The following is a 20,744-nucleotide window of genomic DNA, read 5'->3' on the forward strand; positions in this document are numbered from 1 at the left end:
GCGACAGCGGCTGACCTTTTGAAAGAGTAGGCATTTGTTTATACAGATTCGGCTATCAATTCATATTTATCAAAAGTATAGTAACTAATAAGCCAATGGATGAATGAAGGGTTTTTGATTGCAAAACCTAGAGTATTTATATACTGACCTTATTCGCTTCTTTTAAGTCTTGAGACGGTTATCGCCGTATAAGTGTCTATTTGCCAGTACTGGAAAAAGAAGGATCACGCTCAGAATATTGTCTTGCCTAAAAAATAAAAAAGCCGCTGAAGGTTTTAATTTAGTGATTCCAATCTCGAGTCCGAACTCGCCCAGTCTGATAGTAATTAGAAACCAGATCAATAAAATCTTTAAAGTCAGTATTTTCTTCAACGATTCGATTAACCGATTGCCAGTCTATTACCGAACGTTTTTGCGCTGGTAGTAATAGTTCACTTTCTGATGGATTTTCTATTGAGAGTAAAATAACGCCAATTCCATGCAAAGCGCTCAACATACGAAGCTCTTGCTCAACACGACTGTCCACAATAGAAGTCGCAACCAAATAACCCTCACTTGCCCATGATGAATTGCTGACCGCCTGGAAAAAGCATTTGCGGACATTGCCCATCGTCAGCGCTTTTTTTACTTCAAACGACCACAGGCGAACACTCTGCCCACCTCCTTGCAACACACAGGTTTTAACGTGCTGATGCCATTTTTGAGCAACAGGCTCCATAGCAACAATATCTGGATATAACCAATGATTGCCACCACTACCCAAATTATTTTTAGAGCGCTTTTCATCAACTCGCAAGCAATATAACCCATGCTCTGAATGAAGATAATCGATTAAAACAGGATATAAATCATGCTCGCTAACATTATGTTTTTTTTCATTATGTTCAGAGCTTAATAAATTTTGCTCTTGTGAATTTTTAAGCGAATCTCCACACCCCAAACCATCACTCTCTTCATACCAATACACTCTTGGCCGCGGCGTATCTTGCCATTTAATATGCTTTGACTGCTTAAGAATGCCTTGCTTTTGTGCACCAATTTCAGCGACGATTTGCGAGATAAAATCTCGCTCACCTTCAAAACGAGCATTCTTGCGCTTATCAATATAGTCATCGCTGTATTTATCAGTTATTGCTACAGCAATCTCTTTGGCGGTAAAGCGCCGGTTGGCATTTTCCTTTAGAAACAATGCGATTTTTTTGGTTTGTGGTAATTTAAACTGCATGGTATTAATATCTTAACTTTCTATCATGCACGCCTACTCTCTCCAACCACAGCATTAGCATTCACTTCTCTGATCACATCACACAACTCTATTACTGTATTCTCATCAAAGAAACCATGCGCACTTTGATCGTGGCGATCAGTAAATGGTGCTTCAAAAATATGTGACACCTCTAACACACCATTATCAACAAGGTAATTAATGATTTGATCAATAAAATTAATCTGCTCCGCATTATAAGCTCCCTTATCAAGAAAACGACTAAAGGCTTCTTTAGCGGCATTCATATCCAGGCCAATTAATTCACGGATAAACCGACCTAACGGTTTCTCTTGTAATATTTTTTCTCGATAAGCTTTAACATCACTCATACCACTTGCATCTAACAATAGGCCTTCTAAAACATCTAGGTCAGCTTGAGTGATTGGTTTGTTGCGTTTGAGCTTTTGAATCGTTAACTGATCTTGATGATCTTTGATATACAATTCAGTTTTCTTGCGGTACTGCGTTAAATCAACACTTGGGTTGCTATACACCGTAGTGACATCATAGATGCCTTGCACCTCATCCTCAAAGTTAGTATACACCCTCTCTTTTTTATCCTTATCCAAAGCAAACATCAAATTTCGCAAGCTGCGCCGCAGTTTTTCTAGTGTTATTACGTTAATATCCTGCCAAAAAGCTTGAGTTTGAATTTCTTGAATCAACTCAAGCTCAACCTGGATAACTGGAATACTTGACTTAGTTTCCAACTGTTCTGCAAATTCGATGATACGTGTTTGATCTAATTTAGAAAATACACCTTTTTCTAACAAGGCAAGCTGCATGGTAAGTACTAAGTTGTCAAAACAAAGCGATAAGTGATTAGGCTTTTCATCGCTATTAAAAGCCTCAGCCTCTGTTGGTAATCTAGAGATATGATTTTCCAACTCAATTAACTTACTATCATCAATCGTATTCCAATAATCACGCACTAGAAAAGGCTCTATAACCTGGCGTTTTGGTCTCACTATAAAATTATCGAGATTCATGCCGACCACTAAATGATGAAGCATATCCAGCTGATAGCAACTCAACTCCCTATAGCTTTCATAGTCTTCTGAGTTTTTCTCTTGAAACTCAAGATCTTTCAGTCGCTCACCAACCAAGCTCGCAAGTTTTATTCGCTTTTCAAACACGACTTGAGTCACCGGCTTGCTGATCTTTGTCACGACACCCTGAGGATTTGCATCAAAAAACTCAAAGTTCTGGCAATAATCAAATACTTTAAATGTTGTTTTATCCAAACCCGGGCCAAATAAATCTTTACATAATCGTGTACCACGCCCCATCATCTGAGTAAATTTTACTTTAGAGCGCACTACCTTAAAAAAGACCAAATTAACCACTTCCGGCACATCAATCCCGGTATCTAACATATCTACCGAAATAGCAATGCGACACTTTGGGTTCTTCGCATCAAACTCATCTATTTTATTTTCACTGCCTTTAAAGTCATCAATTAGGCTTTGCGCATACGTTTCTTTAAAAGTAATGACGCGTGCCAGCTTACCCGCCCATTTGGGATAATTCTTATTAAAGATTTTTTCAAGAAAAACGGCATGCTCATTATTCGCTGCAAAAATGATGGTTTTGCCAATAACATCACCACCTTCAACATGTAGCCCCCCTTGATTACCCTTACTCATCAGTTGAATAAACATTTTCTCAGCACTATCTTCGTTAAACAAAAATGTATTCACTTCAGAAGGAAGCACTGCGTCTCGATCTTCTAACTCTGCTTTATCTTCCCATTCTTTGCGCTCTTCTTCAGATAAATCTTTATACTTAATGCCTTCACGAATAAATTTAGTCGCAACAGCAATCTTCGTTGGCGGCACTAAATAACCTTCTTCATAGGCTGTCTCATCTTCATAAGCATAGGTTGGCATGCCTTTTTGCAGATCAAAAATCGCATAAGTATCTTTTTCAACTTCGTCTTTTGGGGTTGCCGTTAAACCGATTAAAAGCCCATCAAAATATTCAAAAATTTGCCGATATTTCGAATAAACCGAACGATGTGCTTCATCAACAATAATTAAATCAAAATGACCCACACCAAAAGGCCGCTCATCCGCTCCACGATCAAGCAAGTTTTTCATCGTCGGATAGGTAGAAAAATACAATCGACTATCAATGTTATTTTTACTTTGCCCCGAGCCAAGAACAGAACAACTGACACGAGGCAGTAATTTAACAAAATTTCTTTTCGCTTGAGTAAGTAGTGCATTACGATCCGCTAAAAATAAAATATTCTTGACCCAGTTATTTTTAACTAATAAATCAACCAAACTAATCACCGTACGTGTTTTACCGGTACCGGTTGCCATTACCAAAAGTGCCTTACGCTGATGCTCAAGCTCAAAATGCTGTAAAATGTGGGTAATTGCCGCTTTTTGATAATGGCGATTGGTTATCTCATCACTAATTTCAGCACTCAGCCTTTTACCTTCACCATTTGCTTTGCTAAAAAATGATTGTCTATCCTGACGACGTCGAATCATCAACTCTAACTCAGCTTTGCTATAAAAGCCTTGAACTTGTCGCGGTGGATAAAAAGAATCATTCCAAAGATAAGTTTCATATCCATTAGTATAGAAAATAATCGGCCGCACACCACATTGTTTTTCTAAACAATCCGCATAGAGCTTCGCCTGTTGCTGACCCTCTTCAGCTTGCCGGCGTGTTCGTTTTGCTTCAACAACAGCCAAAGCACTACCATCATCTCCCCACAGTACATAATCCACAAAACCATTGCCTTGTGGATTTACTGCCGAAATTGGCATGCCTGATACCGGATACTCCCGACCTTTTTTATCTTTTAGTGTCCAGCCAGCTTCAGCTAATAACACATCGATTAAATAGGTTCGTGTTTCAGACTCACAATAATCATGTCGATCTTGTGTTTGTTCTGCTGCTTTTTTCGCTCTGCCAATTTTATCTAATAGTTCTTGATTCGCCGCTTTGAGTTTTTCATTTTCTTTTAATTTCTCTTGATAGGCCACTCGCTCGACTTTATCGTCTTGTTCTATTTGTTTCTCTAGTTCTTGAACTCTTTTAATACTACTTAGCGCTCGAATCGCAACCTGTTCATCCACAACCACGTGCTGAGGAATCAGCGACTCATCAAAGGGCTTAATAACAAACTGACCACGATCAAGCTTCGGTGTATAAGTACGCACAAACCAATACAACACATGATACAACTCTTTAACGGCTTGTAGCGCATCACGCTGCGTTAAAGCCGTCTTACTATGCACCGCCTCATTACCAATTTTAATAATCAATTTTAATTTTGGAAATAAATTACTAGCAAGATTTTTCTTAAAGCCGTGATCATGAATTAACGTCATTAAACTTGTATCATGGCGTGGTCGTGTTAACCAGTTATCGATATCAAACACGGTTTCAACCATAAACTCCAGGGCATTGCGTGCATAAAACCCTGCAATCCGTGAATCAATCCTAATATTACTCTCCGCACTCTTCGCACGACCACATAACTCTATGCAATACTCACGAAACAAGCTATCCTTATCATCTTCAGCCGCCTTAATTGCAATATCAAAAAATTAAAGTTACTTTTACTATTTTTATCAGACATTTTAATTCCCTTTACATAAATATATTTTTAATTATTTGATAAATTTAATTCGCCTTTAAAGTCTTTTTGCATAAGAACATTAAAATATTGATCAACTTCTTTGTGCTGTCTATCCAAAAAGTCACGAATTTTTTTTGATAATTTTAAGTTTCTCTATAAACTCCACTTGAAGATATCTAGGAGGAAGGTAGATATCTAACTCCTGAAGAATCGCTAAATTAATATTCTTTTGTGCCGACTCTGGAGCTATATCAACTAAGACCCTTTGATAAAAAACCAGCCAATAGTGCACAAACTCACCAATAATCAACTCTTCATTTGCAATAAACCCTACCACGCTGTCAGGAAAACAAGCATCAAAAGTTAAAATAGCTGTGTCAGCAATGTTAGCAGCTATCGTGATACATACTGTACCTTTTGGCCACAACCGGCTCTGCTTCAAGCCTAACTCTGAATAAGTAGATTTATAATTATCTAAGTAATCACCAGCCCTAGCTATATCACCAGTTTGTATCAACGGATACTTTCCACCTAGTAGTAAAGGATCATTTCTTGGTCGATGCTTTGACTTCCCTCGGGCTAATTCACCCAAAGTCTCAAATTTACTAGTTTTCCACCCCTTCGGATTTGTTACTGGATCACCAAACATATCAATAAATACCGACTGAGCAAGATCATTTAATTCCTGCTCCATCCGCTGGCAATCTTTACGCAATTGATCTGCTTTTTCTAATACCGCTGCGATTTGTTTTTGTGTTTTTAGTGGGGGGAGGGGGATTTTAACCGACTCAATCACTTTCTTGTTTATTTGAGGAAATGTCGACCCAGTAGAGCTTCTATATAACTCATTTTCATAAGATGAAATAAAATACCATAAGTACTTGGAATCCAACTGATCATCACGAACTCTAAGGCCAGCAACCCCTCTGCCTAAGCAGTACTCTTTATCTGCCCAATTTAAGTCACCAATTGTTGCTCGAACACAAATTATGATATCACCTTCTTGACAAAGCTTTGTAGGTTCAACTGTTGCTTTCTTGGGGTTTGGGAACGTATCACCATAATCAGCAGCTCCTGCAATGAGAGGAATACCTTTACCATACTCTACATATGTATGGCCTTTTGGTGCTGAACCCATATCTATTTGACAGACTGTAGATAGGTTAACTACATTGCAGTTCATTATAATAGCTCTTCCAACTCTTCCACACCCTTAGCCATTTTGTCTTGCAAGGCTTTAATCCGCTTTAAAATCTCTTGAGGGGTATCGTATTGTACTTCTTCATAGACCACTTCTTTATAGCGGTTCAGGCTTAAATCAAAATCAGCATCGATAATATTATCAATCGACACCATAAAGCTTTGCTCAGTCTTTTTACGCTGATATTCAGGGCTATCGCTATTTGGTGTGCTATCGGCGTTAGTTAGCGTTGAAAAACGAGCGATAATATCATCAATATTGCTTTGCTCATGCGTCGGCTGCTCACCATCTTTGAATAATTGAGTACGCTTATCATCCAGTGAGTAACCATCGGCCTGCATATCATAAAACCAAACATTATCCGTACCACCACTGTTGGTTTTAGTAAAGATAAGAATCGCGGTGCTCACCCCTGCATATGGTTTAAAGACACCTGAAGGTAGGGAGATAACCGCCTCTAGCTTTTGTTCTTCAACAATTTTTTTACGGATAGACTTGTGCGCTTTGGTTGAGCCAAATAATACTCCATCAGGGATAATCACCGCCGCACGACCACCGACTTTTAACATACGCAAAATTAATGCTAAAAAGAGCAACTCTGATTTTTCAGTCGGTTTTTTCTTTTTAACTTCAACTTTAATCTCATTGCCATCTTCATCAATTTCAGTTTTGTATTTAACGGCTGTTTTCTTAGTGATAGGATTTTTGCCCAATGCGCGCAATAAATCAGGCGCAACAATATCAAAATCAACTGAACCTTTAAATGGCGGATTCGCTAAAATTAAGCTGTAAGCTTCAGCGATATTGGCATCACCTTGATCTTGTAAGCTATCACGATAGTAGACACTTGGGTTTTCAATGCCATGCAATAACATATTCATCGCGCCGATGCGTAGCATGTGCTTGTCAAAATCATAACCGGTAAACATTGTGTTATTAAAATGCTCACGGTTTTTAGTTTTCGGATCATTTAGCTCTTTTTGATGATGCTTTTCCATATATTCGACCGCAGCCATCAAAAAGCCACAAGTGCCAGATGAAGGATCACAAATAGTATCCGCCATTTTAGGACGCATTAATTCAACCATCATCTGAATGATATTACGCGGAGTACGAAATTGACCGTTCACTCCAGATTGCTGTAATTTACTTAATAAATATTCGTACAGGTCACCTTTAGTGTCTTTATCATTCATATCGATTGCACTAAGAAGCTGCACCACCTGATCTAATAACTTCGCTGAGGGAATCATAAAAATCGCGTCTTTCATATGCTCAGCAAAGCTTCCCTTATCTTGCAAGGATTTAATCTTAGGAAACACCTTATCACGCACAATTTCCATCATCACATCTGGATCAGTATCTTTAAAATCACTCCAACGTAGCGCTTTCTCGTCTGGCCCGAACGTTGGATTAACCAAAGCCTTTCCTGTCGCTCGAGCACGAAGTTCTGCGGTACGTTGTAACTCATCTAAGCGACGAATAAATAGCAGGTAAGAAATTTGCTCAATCACAGAAATGGGGTTAGCAACACCACCCGTCCAAAACATTTCCCAAACTTGGTCGATCTGATTACGAATTTTACCTGTAAGCATTATGAGAACTCTTATTATTAATAACAAACATCAAAATAATCATATTGGACTGATTTTATTACATAAGTGCTTGTTAAGATAGCTTTATCGATTTTTTATTATAAAATCTAACAAAAAATGCCAGATGACAATCAAATAAAAACAACATCTTAAACTTAAAGGCATCTTCAAAAAATAAAAAAGAGGCTCAAGGCCTCTTTACATGCGAATACCTATATATACTCGAGTTATTCCACTGTCACACTCTTAGCCAAATTCCTCGGCTGATCAATATTCTCACCTTTCTCAAGGGCGACATAATAAGATAGTAATTGCAGCGGAATATTATAAGTTAGTGGCGCAAGATGCTCATGTTTAATGGCCGGGACAATGATTTTTTTCGCAGGAAGATTAAATTTAGGTGCTAAAGCTTCGTCAATAATTGCATAAAGCTTACCGCCACGGGTAATCACTTCATTAAGGTTAGAAATTAACTTTTCCATGAGAAGCTCATCGTGATTAATCATGGTAATCACTGGCATATTCTCATCAACCAAAGCTAGCGGCCCGTGCTTTAACTCACCTGCTGGATAAGCTTCAGCGTGAATATAAGAAATTTCCTTAAGTTTTAACGCCCCTTCCATTGCAATCGGGAATAACTCACCACGACCTAAAAATAGTGCATGGTTTTTATCCTTAAAATCACCAGCAATGTTTTTAATTTGCTCTGCTGTTTTTAAAGCCAACTCAATATGTTCGCTTAAGTCGGCAAATAATAGCTCAGTATCCACGCCTTTAAGCTCGGGCGCACCGCGATGCATCGCTAACGCTAAAACAAGCTGTAATAAAGTCACCATTTGGGTTGTAAAGGCTTTGGTCGAAGCAACGCTGACTTCAGCACCGGCTGCCGTTAAAAACGAAACATCAGACTCACGAACGAGCGAGCTATGGGCAACATTACACACGGCCATCGTTGCAACATAACCGAGGGTTTGTGCCTTACGAAGTGCGGCCAGCGTATCTGCCGTTTCACCGGATTGGGAAATCGTTAAAAATAACGTATCATTATCAACCATTTGACGGCGATAGCGATATTCACTAGCAATATCCACCTTAGTGGCAATGCCAGCGATTTGTTCGAACCATTCAGCAGCCACTAAGCCAACATGATAACTCGAGCCACAAGCGACAATTTGTACGCGTTTGGTTTTAGAAAAAATCGCGGCATGTTGACGACTGACAGCCTGAGCTAGGGTAGAGCCTTGTGGCATTAAACGCTCTATTGTTGTTTGTACGACATGCGGCTGTTCATAAATTTCTTTAAGCATATAGTGATCAAAATCACCTTTATCTGCATGATCTACCTGTAAGTTTTCATGCTGAATTTCTCTTTTAACTAAATCACCTTCATTATTATAAACTGTGATAGTATTTAATGTAATTTCAGCAACATCACCTTCTTCTAGGTAAATAAATTCTTCGGTTAAGTGCCCTAATGATAAACTATCTGAGGAAATATAATTTTCATTCTCACCTACGCCAATCACCAATGGCGAACCTGAGCGAATCACATACATTTTATCCGCTATTTGGCTATCGATCATCGCAATGGCATACGCACCATGAAAGGTTCTACTAGCCTTGAGCAAAGCTTCTACTGGTGATTTGCTTGTCTTTAATGCATGATGAATAAAGTGAACAGCAACTTCGGTATCTGTAGTTGATTCGAAATTATAGCCTTCTTTTTCTAACTCTTTTCTTAATTCTAGGTAATTTTCAATGATGCCATTGTGAACAATAGCGATATTTCCTGATTTATGCGGGTGCGCGTTTTCAACACTAGGTTCACCATGAGTTGCCCAGCGGGTATGTGCAATTCCAACGCTTGCTTTTTCCAAATCAAAAGCAGCAACTTCTGCCTCTAAATTTGCAACTTTTCCTAAACTACGAATACGGGTGATCTCATTATTTTGGATAACAGCAATACCCGCCGAGTCATAGCCACGATATTCTAAGCGTTTTAAGCCATTGATTAAAAATTCAACACAAGGTTTTGTCGAGACTTTACCTACAATTCCACACATCGTATCTATCCTATTTCATTTTTTTCAGGGCGTTGCCAATTAAAAGACTTTTGCTTAGTTCTAGCTACTGTGAGCTGATCTTCAGGTACATGACGACTCACCGTTGACCCGGCACCGATCATGGCATTCACGCCCACTTCAATCGGTGCAACGAGCACACAATTCGAGCCGACAAAGGCCTTATCATTAATAATTGTCTGGTGTTTATTCACGCCATCATAATTACAAGTAATTGCACCGGCACCAATATTGACTCCGGCACCGACAATGCTATCTCCAATATAGCTTAAATGATTCGCCTTGCTTGCTACGCCAATTGTTGATTTTTTCACTTCAACAAAATTGCCAATACGCGCCTTTTCTTGTAATTTTGTTTCAGGGCGTAAACGAGCAAAAGGACCAACCTCTGCATCTCTTGCTATTTCAGAATTTTCAATCACACTATAGGCTTTTATATGGACATTATCGGCAATTTTAGAATTTTTTATAATTACACCCGGCTCGATAATACAATTTTTACCGATAGCGACATTACCCGCTAAAACAACATTAATGTCGACGCCGGTATCTTGACCGATAGTCACATCACCGCGTATATCAAGTCGGCTTGGATCTGCAAGGTAAACACCTGCAAGCATGAGTTGTTGTGCTTTTTTATCCTGATAGCAACGCTCTAGCTTTGCTAGTTGCACTCGCGTATTCACGCCTTCAATTTCAATTGGATCTTTTGCCTTTACAGCATTTACATTAACCGCTTGCTCTAGTGCTTTTTCAACTAAATCAGTTAAATAATATTCTTTTTGATTATTATTATTTTCTAATTTATTGATATTATCTTTCAAAAAATCAATTGGAAATATAAACACACCACTATTTATTTCTACTATTTTTTTCTGCAAATCAGTCGCATCTTTTTCTTCGATGATTTGCTTCACTTGCTTCGCAGAATCGCGCACAATTCTGCCATAACCATAAGGGTTAGCGACATCAGCAGTGAGCACACCAACACTGTCATTATCTACACGTGTCACTAAACGTTGCACTGTTTCTTCGGATAATAACGGTACATCTGCATTTAACACCAAACAGCGCGCTGTTTTCACCTCATCCATTGCAGCCCGTACTGCATCACCAGTGCCTAACTGTTCTTGTTGTTTTGCCCAAACAAGATCCGTTTGATTTGCTAATGCCGCTTGTAATTGCTCGCCGCCATGACCATAAACGATAATAATTTTTTTAGGAGTTAGTGAGCGGGCTAAATCCGTCACATGGTTAATTAGCGGCTTACCCGCCAACGGGTGTAATACTTTAGGTAGGCTAGAGCGCATGCGTGTTCCCTGGCCTGCTGCTAGAATAACCACAGTTAACGATGACATTTCTTACCTCCAATAATAGCAAAAGGCGGGGTTGACCCGCCTTTTTATTTTAACAGCTTTTCAGTGCTAATCATTAATGTTGTTTTAACTGGTTTAAGTATTGCAGCATTCTAAGTTGTGCCGCAGCTTCTGCCAGGTGCTTTTGTGCTTTTGCATGATCAAACTGACTTGCGCCTTTATCAGCAAGCAAAGCTTCAGCACGCTCTTTCGCTTCTCGTGCTGCACCTTCGTTTAAGTCATGAGCACGAATCACCGTATCCGCTAAGATAATCACCTCATCGGGTTGAACTTCAAGAAACCCACCAGAGACATAAAGCGTTTCTTCTTCACTGCCTTCTCGTTGGATTCTTAAAGTGCCTGGCTCAACCGTCGTTAGCAACTGTGCATGGCCTGGAGTAATACCAACCTCACCTAAGCCACCCCGCGCAATCACCATCGTCGCCTCGCCTGAGAAGATTTCACCTTCTACACTCGCAACGCGAACCTTTAATAATGCAGTCATGATAATCTCCTAAGCACAGCTGTTATAGCGACTTCGCTTTTTCAGCAGCTTCATCCATGGAACCGACCATATAGAAGGCTTGTTCAGGAAGGTCATCATACTCACCTTCAACAATCGCTTTAAAGTCACGAATTGTTTCTTTAACGGGCACATATTTACCAGGCGCTCCGGTGAAAATTTCTGCAACGAAAAAGGGCTGAGATAAGAATTTCTCGATCTTACGTGCACGCATCACTGTGCTCTTATCTTCTTCAGACAATTCATCCATACCCAAAATGGCAATGATATCTTTCAACTCTTTATGGCGCTGTAAAATACCTTGTACTTTACGTGCAACATCATAATGCTCTTGACCAACCACTAATGGATCAAGCTGACGCGATGTAGAATCGAGTGGATCAACCGCCGGATAAATACCAAGCTCTGCAATCTGACGTGACAATACAACCGTTGCATCTAAGTGTGAGAACGTTGTCGCAGGCGATGGATCGGTTAAGTCATCCGCAGGAACGTAAACCGCTTGAACCGATGTAATCGAACCGGTCTTCGTCGACGTAATACGCTCTTGCAATACACCCATTTCCTCGGCTAGTGTTGGCTGATAACCTACCGCCGATGGCATACGACCCAACAGTGCTGATACTTCGGTTCCAGCCAAAGTATAACGATAGATATTATCGATAAATAGCAGGACATCACGGCCTTCATCACGGAATTTTTCCGCCATCGTCAAGCCCGTCAAGGCAACACGTAAACGGTTTCCTGGAGGCTCATTCATCTGACCATAAACCAAAGACACTTTGTCTAATACATTAGACTCTTGCATCTCGTGATAAAAATCGTTACCTTCACGCGTCCGCTCACCAACACCGGCAAAGACAGAATAACCACTGTGCTCAGCGGCGATATTACGGATTAACTCCATCATATTAACGGTTTTACCAACACCGGCACCACCGAATAAACCAACCTTACCACCTTTCGCAAATGGGCAAAGCAAGTCAATCACTTTAATACCTGTTTCTAGCACTTCGGCACTGTGCGCTTGATCACGAAAAGTCGGTGCTGCACGGTGAATTGGCATACGCTCTTCTTCACCAATCGGACCCGCCTCATCAATTGGATCCCCCAAAACGTTCATGATGCGGCCTAATGTTTTCTTGCCGACAGGAACATTAATGGGTTTATCTGTATTCGTTACAACCGCACCACGACGCAAACCATCTGTACTAGATTCTCCCATTGCAATCGCACGTACAACACCATCACCCAGCTGTTGCTGAACTTCTAAGGTGATATCGCTTGGCTTACGGCCTTCAACCGTCATTGCATCGTAAATTTTTGGCACAGCATTGCGTGGAAACTCTACATCTACTACGGCGCCGATAACTTCAACAATTTTACCGGTAGTCATTTTCAAAACCTCTTTTAAACTATTTACTCGTTAAACTGCCGCAGCACCAGAAACAATCTCAGAAAGCTCCTGAGTAATTGCCGCCTGTCGTGCTTTGTTATATTTCAGTTTGAGTTTGTGGATCATATCCGTCGCATTATCTGTGGCATTTTTCATGGCAACCATACGAGCTGCTTGCTCACAGGCAATATTCTCAACAACACCCTGATAAACTTGAGACTCGATATAACGAACCATGAGCTGATCGAGCAATTCTTTTGCTTCAGGTTCGTAAATATAGTCCCAAAAATGCTTTAATTTCTCATCTTCAGCAGGCACCAGAGGCAATAACTGGGTTATCGTTGGTGTTTGCGTGATTGAATTAACAAAGTCATTTGTTGCCAAATACAAGCGATCCAATTTATTCTCTGCATAGGCATCAAGCATCACTTTCACCGAACCGATCAAGCTTTCAACTTTAGGTTGATCGCCTAAATGATTCGATGTTGCAACGACATTGGCATGGCAATAGTGAAAGAAATTCTCTGCTTTTACACCAATCGCACAAATATCGACCTCAATTCCTTGATCATCCCACTCTTTTAGTGACGTGAGTAGCTTGCGAAATAAATTTAAATTTAAACCGCCACACAAGCCACGATCCGTGGAAATCACGATATAACCCACACGTTTGACTTCATGCTGCTTCATATAAGCATTCATGTACTCGGGGTGAGACAAACTAATATGCCCCACAACTTCACGCATACGCTGAGCATAAGGTTTGGTGGCAGACATGCGATCACGTGCTTTACGCATCTTGCTTGCCGCCATTAATTCCATTGCTTTTGTAATTTTTTTTGGTATTCTGTACGCTTGAAATCTTTGTCTTAATTTCTTTTCCGACAGCCATTAGAATACCTTAATTAAATTAAAATTTACCAAGTTTGCGTTTCTTTGAATTGAGTGACGACACGCTTGAGCTCAGCTTCGATTTCAGCGCTATAGGCACCTTTTTCATTGATTTTCGCCATTAAATCTTTTTCTTGGTCATTAAAGTACGCTAATAATGCTGTCTCAAAGTTAACCACTTGATTGACATCTACATCATCAAGAAAGCCCTTTTCAGCCGCATAAAGGGCCAGACCCATCTCAGCGATAGAAAGAGGAGAGTATTGCTTTTGCTTCATCAACTCCATCATGCGTTGACCACGCTCAAGCTGCTTACGCGTTACATCGTCTAAATCTGATGCAAATTGCGAAAACGCTTCGAGTTCACGATATTGAGCAAGAGCAAGACGAACACCACCACCGAGCTTCTTAATGATTTTAGTCTGCGCTGCACCACCGACACGCGATACAGAAATACCTGCATTAATTGCCGGGCGAATACCGGCGGCAAATAAACCAGTTTCCAAGAAAATCTGACCGTCAGTGATCGAAATCACGTTCGTTGGTACAAAGGCAGAAACGTCCCCTGCTTGCGTTTCAATAATCGGCAATGCCGTTAACGATCCAGTTTTACCTTTTACTTTCCCGTCGGTCATTTTTTCGACGTATTCAGCGTTCACGCGCGCAGCACGTTCAAGAAGGCGTGAGTGCAAATAGAATACATCCCCCGGATAAGCTTCACGCCCTGGCGGACGACGGAGTAATAATGATACTTGACGATAAGCCCAAGCTTGCTTAGTTAAATCATCATAAATAATTAAAGCGTCTTCGCCTTTATCACGATAGTATTCACCCATCGCACAACCGGCATAAGGTGCTAAAAACTGAAGTGCCGCTGAATCAGAAGCGGAAGCCGCAACAACGGTCGTGTATTCCATCGCGCCATGCTCTTCGAGCTTACGGACAATATTTGCAATAGAAGAGGCTTTTTGGCCGATGGCAACATAAACGCATTTAACGTTTTTGCCTTTTTGGTTAATAATCGTATCGATTGCAATCGCCGTTTTACCCGTCTGACGGTCACCAATGATCAACTCACGCTGACCACGGCCGACAGGGACCATCGCATCAATACATTTCAAACCAGTTTGTAGCGGTTCATCGACACTTTTACGTGTAATGACGCCAGGTGCCACTTTTTCTACCGGCGAAAAGTCTTTAGCTTCGTGCGGCCCTTTACCATCGATGGCATTACCCAACGTATCAACCACACGGCCGAGCAAAGCTTCACCAACAGGCACTTCTAAGATATGCCCTGTACACTGAACCTTATCGCCTTCGGTTAAGTCTTCATAAGGTCCGAGGACCACCGCACCGACAGAGTCACGCTCAAGGTTTAAAGCCAATGCAAAGCGTGAATTAGAGAGTTTAATCATCTCTCCCATTGTCACGTCTTCTAGGCCATGAATACGTAAAATGCCGTCTTTAATACTAACAATTGTACCTTCAGTATGTGATTCTGAAGTTGCGTCAAAATCTTTAATGCGCTCTTTAATAAGATCACTGATTTCTGTTGAATCTAAACGCATAGTTCACCCTCAAATATTATAACGTCAACGCGCTTGCTAAACGTTCAAGCTTGCCTTTAACCGAACCATCAATCACTTCATCACCGACTTGGATTATTGCACCGCCAATTAAAGCGCCATTTACAGAACAATCCAGTTTAACTTGGCGAGAGTACTTTTTCTCTAATGCTGCAGCAATTTTTTCCTGCTCTGCTGATGCTAATGCAAATGCACTGGTTACCGTTGCATTTAACAGACGCTCAGCCTCTGCTCGATACGCTTCATACAACTCTTTAATCGCAGGCAAACAGGCTAAGCGATTTTTTTCTGCAAGCAACTTAACCAAGTTAGTTGCCTCTGCATCAAGCACTTTGCTAGCAATTTCTAAAAACCACATGGCTTTTTTTTCTACTGAAAACGCTGGATTATTCAAAATCGCCGCTGTTGTCGGCACCGTTGCAATATCACTTAAGGTCGATAAAACATCAGACCAAAATGGACAGCGCTGGCTTTCTCTAGCAAGTTCAAAGATAGCTTTAGCATAAGGTCTAGCGACAATTTCCATGACTAAACCGCCTAAAATTCTTTAACAAGCTTATCTAAAAGCTCTTTGTTTGCCGCTTGATCGATACTACGTTCCAGAATTTTTTCCGTACCTGCCAATGCAATATCAACAAGCTGTAAGCGCAAAACTTCTTTCGCTTGAGCGGTTTCTTGCTCAATCTCAGCTTTCGCCGCAGCAACAATACGCGCACCCTCTTGGCGAGCATCTTCCTTAGCATCTTCAACAATACGATGTGCACGTTGATTCGCTTTATCTAAGATCGATGCTGTTTGTGCTTTTGCATCTCTTAAAATGCCTGCAGCTTGATGATTCGCAAGCTCTAATGCTTTCTTACCTGCATCAGCCGCTTCCAAACCTTTGGCAATAGTCTCACGGCGCTCATTCAGCGCCTTCATAATTGGCGGTAGAACCCATCGCCAAGTCGCTAAAACAAATAGGAGAAATGCAATCATTTGTCCTATCAGGGTCGCGTTTAAGTTCATAAATGTGGCCCTTATTTCAAATAAAGATTCAAAGTAATCCTAAAGACTTTCACTTATTTAGCTTCTGCCTTACCTTCTGTCGCTTCAGCAACAACAGCAGCAAGAGGCTTGATTACATCAGAGTCACTTTTAATACCTAATTTTTTAGCTTGTGCAACAAGTTGCATAGATTGCATTGTCGTTTCAGCATTCGCTTGAGCTGTTAGGTTGGTTGTAAATGGATTTGCAAAGATAAATACCAAAGCAATCGCCACACCGATCATTGCAATCGCATCGATCAAACCAGCAACAACAAACATCCACATTCTAAGCGTTGGCATCATTTCAGGTTGACGAGCCACACCTTCTAGGAATTTACCACCTAGAACACCAAAGCCAATCGCCGTACCCAAGGCACCTAAACCAATCAAAAGACCTGCTGCAACCGCAGACATACCATTGACTTGAGCCAAAATCGCAATAAAGTTCATCACTTCTCCTCAAAGTTACACAAAACGTGCAGTTAGTTAAAATTAATGCTTTTCGTCAGCCATGTTTAAATAAACGACTGTCAAAATCATAAAGATAAAGGCTTGTAAGGTAATTACCAGCAAGTGGAACATTGCCCAAATCCAATTCACCGCCCAACCGACAGGTTGCAAACTCCAGTGCGACAGCAAAAGACCTGCAATCAAAATAAAGACGAGTTCACCTGCATACAAATTACCGAACAAACGAAGAGATAATGACAAAGGCCGTGCAAACAATGTCACCAATTCTAATACTAAATTCACCGGAATCAGCCATTTACCAAACGGGTTTAGCGCCAATTCTTTGATAAAACCCAAAACACCTTTTGAGCGTACAGCAAAAATAATGCTTAACAAAAACACGCTAATCGACAAGGCAAATGTCAAATTCACATCCGCCGTCGGCACCGCACGAAAATGACTCGCCCCAAGCAGAGTTGCCACCCCAGGAATAATATCAACGGGCACCAAATCCATTAAGTTCATTAAAAAGACCCAAACGAAAATCGTCAATGCCAGCGGCGCGACAATTTCACTTTTGCCCGAATACGTGGTTTTAACCTGATCATCAATAAAATCAATGATCACTTCAATAAAATTCTGCAGCTTGCCTGGCACACCGGAAACCATGCGCACAGCAACGAAGCGAAAGACCAATAAGAAAAGCAAGCCCAAAATAATGGACATAAGCAAGGTATCAAGATGAACCACCCAAAACCCTGAACCCCCACCAAAGCTCATTGTTTTTAAGTCAAATGAAAGGTAATTCAAGTGATGAGAAATATATTCTGTACTTGTAATCGCCGACGCTGTAGCCACTAAATTGCCCCACCAACACTTTCTGATTTATATACAAGCGGTAGTAAACTCGATACCACTTGATTAATTGCGTAACCTACTATAAAGGGAATCACTGGTAACTGAAAAACCTTCACACACAGCACCAATAACACGATCAACACAACAATCCCCACCGCCATTTTCGAAAAAACAGTCAAATAAAAGTCGGTTAAAACCGACTTTGGTGAGCTTGCTGCGTTTTTGGATTGTCGCCGCAAATACCGCCACATATAATATGTACTCGGCAGTACAACACTTACCCCCCCAAAAAAATACAGACAATCCCCATTGCCGCGAGACACACCCTGCCGCTAAAGCAAACAACAGGCTTAATATCAACTGTATCAAAGGAATTTTATATACCAGCTTCTTTGGCTGCATACTCTCTCCCCTAATACAACACGCAACAACTGATTCTCAGCGAGCAAATTATAATCGCTAATATGATTAGGTTCAACTCCCTTGCTAAAATAGCAAAGAATCATTAACAATTGCAATCATCGAATATGACTAAGAATACCATCTAACTCATCTAAGCTTGTGTACTCAATAACAAGCTTCCCCTTACCCTTAGAGCCATGCTTGATGGTTACAGCCGCCCCAAGCTTATCGGTCAAATCATTTTGTAATTTACGCACATCAGGATCCAGTGCTTTTTTTTCTTTATCTCCCTTACCCTTACCTTCCAGCAGGTTTTTAACCAAGCGCTCGGTTTCACGCACAGATAACCCCCGTGCCACCACCTGACGTGCTGATTGGATTTGCTGGTTTTTATCCAGAGAAAGCAAAGCACGCGCATGACCCATTTCCAAATCCCCACGCTCAAGCATGGTTTTTACACTGATTTCAAGCGCCATTAACCTCAACAAGTTACTTACCGCAGCGCGTGAACGACCAACCACCTCTGCTACCTGCTGATGCGTCATATCAAACTCATCCACCAAACGCTGTAACGCTGCCGCCTCTTCAATCGGATTTAAATTTTCACGCTGAATGTTTTCAATTAAAGCCAAAGCTAGAGCAATATCATCAGGAATTTCCCGAATCACCGCCGGAATCGTCTCTTTACCTGCAAGCTGTGATGCTCGCCAGCGTCTCTCCCCAGCAATAATTTCAAACTTTTCTCCGCCAACAGGGCGAACAACAATCGGTTGAATCACCCCTTGCTTGCGAATTGATGCTGACAAATTTTCCAGCGCCTCTGGATCCATGTCACGACGCGGCTGATACTGACCGCGTTGCAAAACATCGATCGGCAAATATTTCAAAGCCTCTCGCGTTTTATCTGCTTTTTTACCAATCAATGTGGTATCTAAACTCGCTCCTGACAATAGTGCATCTAAACCTTTTCCCAAACCTCGGCGCTTTACTGTTTTCGCTGTCATCACATTTACCACCCTTACGCCACTTTTGATTTGGTTTTAGATTTAGATTTAGATTGTTCAGGATTCGCTTTAGTTTTAATCGTTTTCTTAGCTGTCTTGTTTTTACGAATAAACTCTTTTGCCAAAGCAATATAGGCTAACGAGCCCTTTGAGTATTTATCATATTTAATAATCGGCAAACCATGACTCGGCGCTTCGGCCAAGCGCACATTACGTGGAATAATCGCTTTATAAACCTGCTTACCAAAATGCTGAACCAACTGCTCAGACACCTCAATCGTCAAACGGTTACGGGCGTCATACATTGTCCTTAACACACCTTCAACTCTCAGCTCTGAATTTAACGATTGCTTAATTTGCTCAACAGTTTCAACCAAAGAAGACAAACCTTCTAAAGCAAAATACTCGCATTGAATCGGAATTAATACAGAATCTGCTGCAGTCAATGCATTTAAGGTCAGCATATTTAAAGAAGGTGGACAGTCAATTAAAATAAAATCATACTCTTCTTTGACTGGCGCTAACGCTTTCGCCAAACGCTGTTCACGCTCATCAAATTGGAAGAGTTGAATTTCAGCCTCTGTGGTATTCGCATTTCCTGCGATTAAATCATAACCAGCAAGATCTGCATGGATACGCGCCTTCTCAACCGAAGTTTCAGCAATCAACACATCATTAATTGTATATTCTACTTCATGCTTATTAACACCACTCCCCATCGTCGCATTACCCTGAGGATCAATATCAATCAATAGCACTTTCTTTTTTAATGAAGCTAATGATGCTGCTAGGTTAATGCAGCTGGTAGTTTTACCCACCCCCCCATTTTTGATTTGCTAACGCAATCACTTTCCCCACAACAATAACTCCCCCGAAAATGCTTATTTTTTTAAACTTATACGCACTAAATGACGATCACCATCCACAAAAGGTACGGATAACTTTATGGTTTCGAGCAATTGATATTCCTTCGCAACAGCTTGCCATTCTTCCTCCGGATATACTCCTTTCATCGCTAGAAACTCTCCCTTATCTCGACAAAGGTGAGAAGCTCCTTCTAGCATATCATTGATTGATGCAAAGGCGCGACTGACGATTGTGCTAAATTTATTTTCATCTTCAAACTGTTCGATTCTTTTTTGCAAGACCTGCACATTCTTCAAGCCCAGCGTTAACACCGCTTGTTGTACAAAACGTGTTTTTTTTGCCATTACTATCGAGCAAAGTAAAACGATAGTCTGGCAAGCAAATCGCCAACGGAATTCCAGGTAAACCTGCGCCCGTCCCCACATCAAGAATATCTTCGCCATTCAAATAAGGAGCAACAGCCAGGCTATCTAGCAAGTGCAAACTTACCATTTCATTAATATTACGGATCGCTGTTAAATTATAGGTTTTATTCCATTTATTTAACAACTGCACATAATCAATCAATAACTCAATTTGTTCTTCATTGAGCGATAAATTTAATTGATCAACCCCTTTAACTAATTTTTCTTTTAACAT

17 protein-coding genes and 2 pseudogenes are annotated in these 20,744 nt (G+C 40.7%); all 19 read right to left on the minus strand.

Going from position 1 to position 20,744, the window contains the following annotated elements; translation table 11 throughout:
* Window positions 1-280: 280 nt before the first annotated feature.
* Entirely contained in the window at window positions 281-1,225 is a 945-nt protein-coding gene (locus tag BGC07_RS08995; RefSeq protein ID WP_069312828.1) for a COG2958 family protein, read from the minus strand.
* Between the two features lie 23 nt (window positions 1,226-1,248).
* A complete protein-coding gene (locus BGC07_RS09000) occupies window positions 1,249-4,791 on the minus strand; it encodes a DEAD/DEAH box helicase family protein (RefSeq protein WP_201258134.1) in 3,543 nt (1,180 codons plus the stop codon).
* A gap of 198 nt (window positions 4,792-4,989) precedes the next feature.
* Window positions 4,990-6,051 carry a restriction endonuclease subunit S gene (locus BGC07_RS09005; protein ID WP_069312829.1) on the minus strand — a complete coding sequence of 354 codons (1,062 nt, stop codon included), beginning with the start codon at window positions 6,049-6,051 and terminating at the stop codon, window positions 4,990-4,992.
* Window positions 6,051-7,664 (minus strand): type I restriction-modification system subunit M, encoded by a 1,614-nt coding sequence (locus BGC07_RS09010; protein ID WP_069312830.1) that lies wholly within the window; start codon window positions 7,662-7,664, stop codon window positions 6,051-6,053. Before BGC07_RS09010 ends, BGC07_RS09005 begins: the two co-directional genes overlap by 1 nt.
* A 227-nt stretch (window positions 7,665-7,891) precedes the next feature.
* On the minus strand, window positions 7,892-9,727 hold the full coding sequence (glmS, locus tag BGC07_RS09015) for a glutamine--fructose-6-phosphate transaminase (isomerizing) (protein ID WP_069312831.1): 1,836 nt from the start codon (window positions 9,725-9,727) through the stop codon (window positions 7,892-7,894).
* A 5-nt stretch (window positions 9,728-9,732) separates the two neighbouring features.
* The gene (gene glmU, locus BGC07_RS09020; protein WP_069312832.1) at window positions 9,733-11,103 is read right to left on the minus strand and encodes a bifunctional UDP-N-acetylglucosamine diphosphorylase/glucosamine-1-phosphate N-acetyltransferase GlmU; all 1,371 of its coding nucleotides are present in this window, start codon (window positions 11,101-11,103) and stop codon (window positions 9,733-9,735) included.
* 73 nt (window positions 11,104-11,176) lie between these two features.
* Window positions 11,177-11,605, minus strand: coding sequence for a F0F1 ATP synthase subunit epsilon (locus BGC07_RS09025; RefSeq protein WP_069312833.1), 429 nt, complete (start codon window positions 11,603-11,605; stop codon window positions 11,177-11,179).
* A gap of 22 nt (window positions 11,606-11,627) precedes the next feature.
* Complete coding sequence (gene atpD / locus BGC07_RS09030) at window positions 11,628-13,019, minus strand: F0F1 ATP synthase subunit beta (RefSeq protein WP_069312834.1); 1,392 nt, start codon at window positions 13,017-13,019, stop codon at window positions 11,628-11,630.
* A 30-nt stretch (window positions 13,020-13,049) separates the two neighbouring features.
* A pseudogene (gene atpG / locus BGC07_RS09035) lies at window positions 13,050-13,911 on the minus strand (F0F1 ATP synthase subunit gamma).
* 25 nt (window positions 13,912-13,936) lie between these two features.
* Complete coding sequence (atpA, locus tag BGC07_RS09040) at window positions 13,937-15,478, minus strand: F0F1 ATP synthase subunit alpha (RefSeq protein ID WP_069312836.1); 1,542 nt, start codon at window positions 15,476-15,478, stop codon at window positions 13,937-13,939.
* Between the two features lie 16 nt (window positions 15,479-15,494).
* Window positions 15,495-16,022: a F0F1 ATP synthase subunit delta gene (locus BGC07_RS09045; RefSeq protein WP_069312837.1), complete on the minus strand. Its 528-nt coding sequence runs from the start codon at window positions 16,020-16,022 to the stop codon at window positions 15,495-15,497.
* Between the two features lie 11 nt (window positions 16,023-16,033).
* Window positions 16,034-16,504 (minus strand): F0F1 ATP synthase subunit B, encoded by a 471-nt coding sequence (locus tag BGC07_RS09050; RefSeq protein ID WP_069312838.1) that lies wholly within the window; start codon window positions 16,502-16,504, stop codon window positions 16,034-16,036.
* Between the two features lie 53 nt (window positions 16,505-16,557).
* On the minus strand, window positions 16,558-16,974 hold the full coding sequence (atpE, locus tag BGC07_RS24160; RefSeq protein ID WP_069312839.1) for a F0F1 ATP synthase subunit C: 417 nt from the start codon (window positions 16,972-16,974) through the stop codon (window positions 16,558-16,560).
* A gap of 42 nt (window positions 16,975-17,016) precedes the next feature.
* Window positions 17,017-17,832 (minus strand): F0F1 ATP synthase subunit A, encoded by an 816-nt coding sequence (gene atpB / locus BGC07_RS09060; RefSeq protein WP_069312840.1) that lies wholly within the window; start codon window positions 17,830-17,832, stop codon window positions 17,017-17,019.
* Window positions 17,832-18,083, minus strand: a complete 252-nt coding sequence (locus BGC07_RS22155; RefSeq protein WP_235603395.1) for a hypothetical protein — start codon at window positions 18,081-18,083, stop codon at window positions 17,832-17,834. The genes atpB and BGC07_RS22155 overlap by 1 nt, the downstream gene beginning before the upstream one ends.
* Before the next feature lie 267 nt (window positions 18,084-18,350).
* Window positions 18,351-19,238: a ParB/RepB/Spo0J family partition protein gene (locus BGC07_RS09070; RefSeq protein ID WP_069313847.1), complete on the minus strand. Its 888-nt coding sequence runs from the start codon at window positions 19,236-19,238 to the stop codon at window positions 18,351-18,353.
* A gap of 14 nt (window positions 19,239-19,252) precedes the next feature.
* A pseudogene (locus tag BGC07_RS09075) lies at window positions 19,253-20,096 on the minus strand (ParA family protein).
* A 23-nt stretch (window positions 20,097-20,119) separates the two neighbouring features.
* Window positions 20,120-20,383 (minus strand): RsmG family class I SAM-dependent methyltransferase, encoded by a 264-nt coding sequence (locus tag BGC07_RS22160; protein ID WP_394332117.1) that lies wholly within the window; start codon window positions 20,381-20,383, stop codon window positions 20,120-20,122.
* A complete protein-coding gene (gene rsmG / locus BGC07_RS22165) occupies window positions 20,358-20,744 on the minus strand; it encodes a 16S rRNA (guanine(527)-N(7))-methyltransferase RsmG (RefSeq protein ID WP_235603058.1) in 387 nt (128 codons plus the stop codon). The genes BGC07_RS22160 and rsmG overlap by 26 nt, the downstream gene beginning before the upstream one ends.

This window comes from Piscirickettsia litoralis (assembly GCF_001720395.1).
Lineage (GTDB): Bacteria > Pseudomonadota > Gammaproteobacteria > Piscirickettsiales > Piscirickettsiaceae > Piscirickettsia > Piscirickettsia litoralis.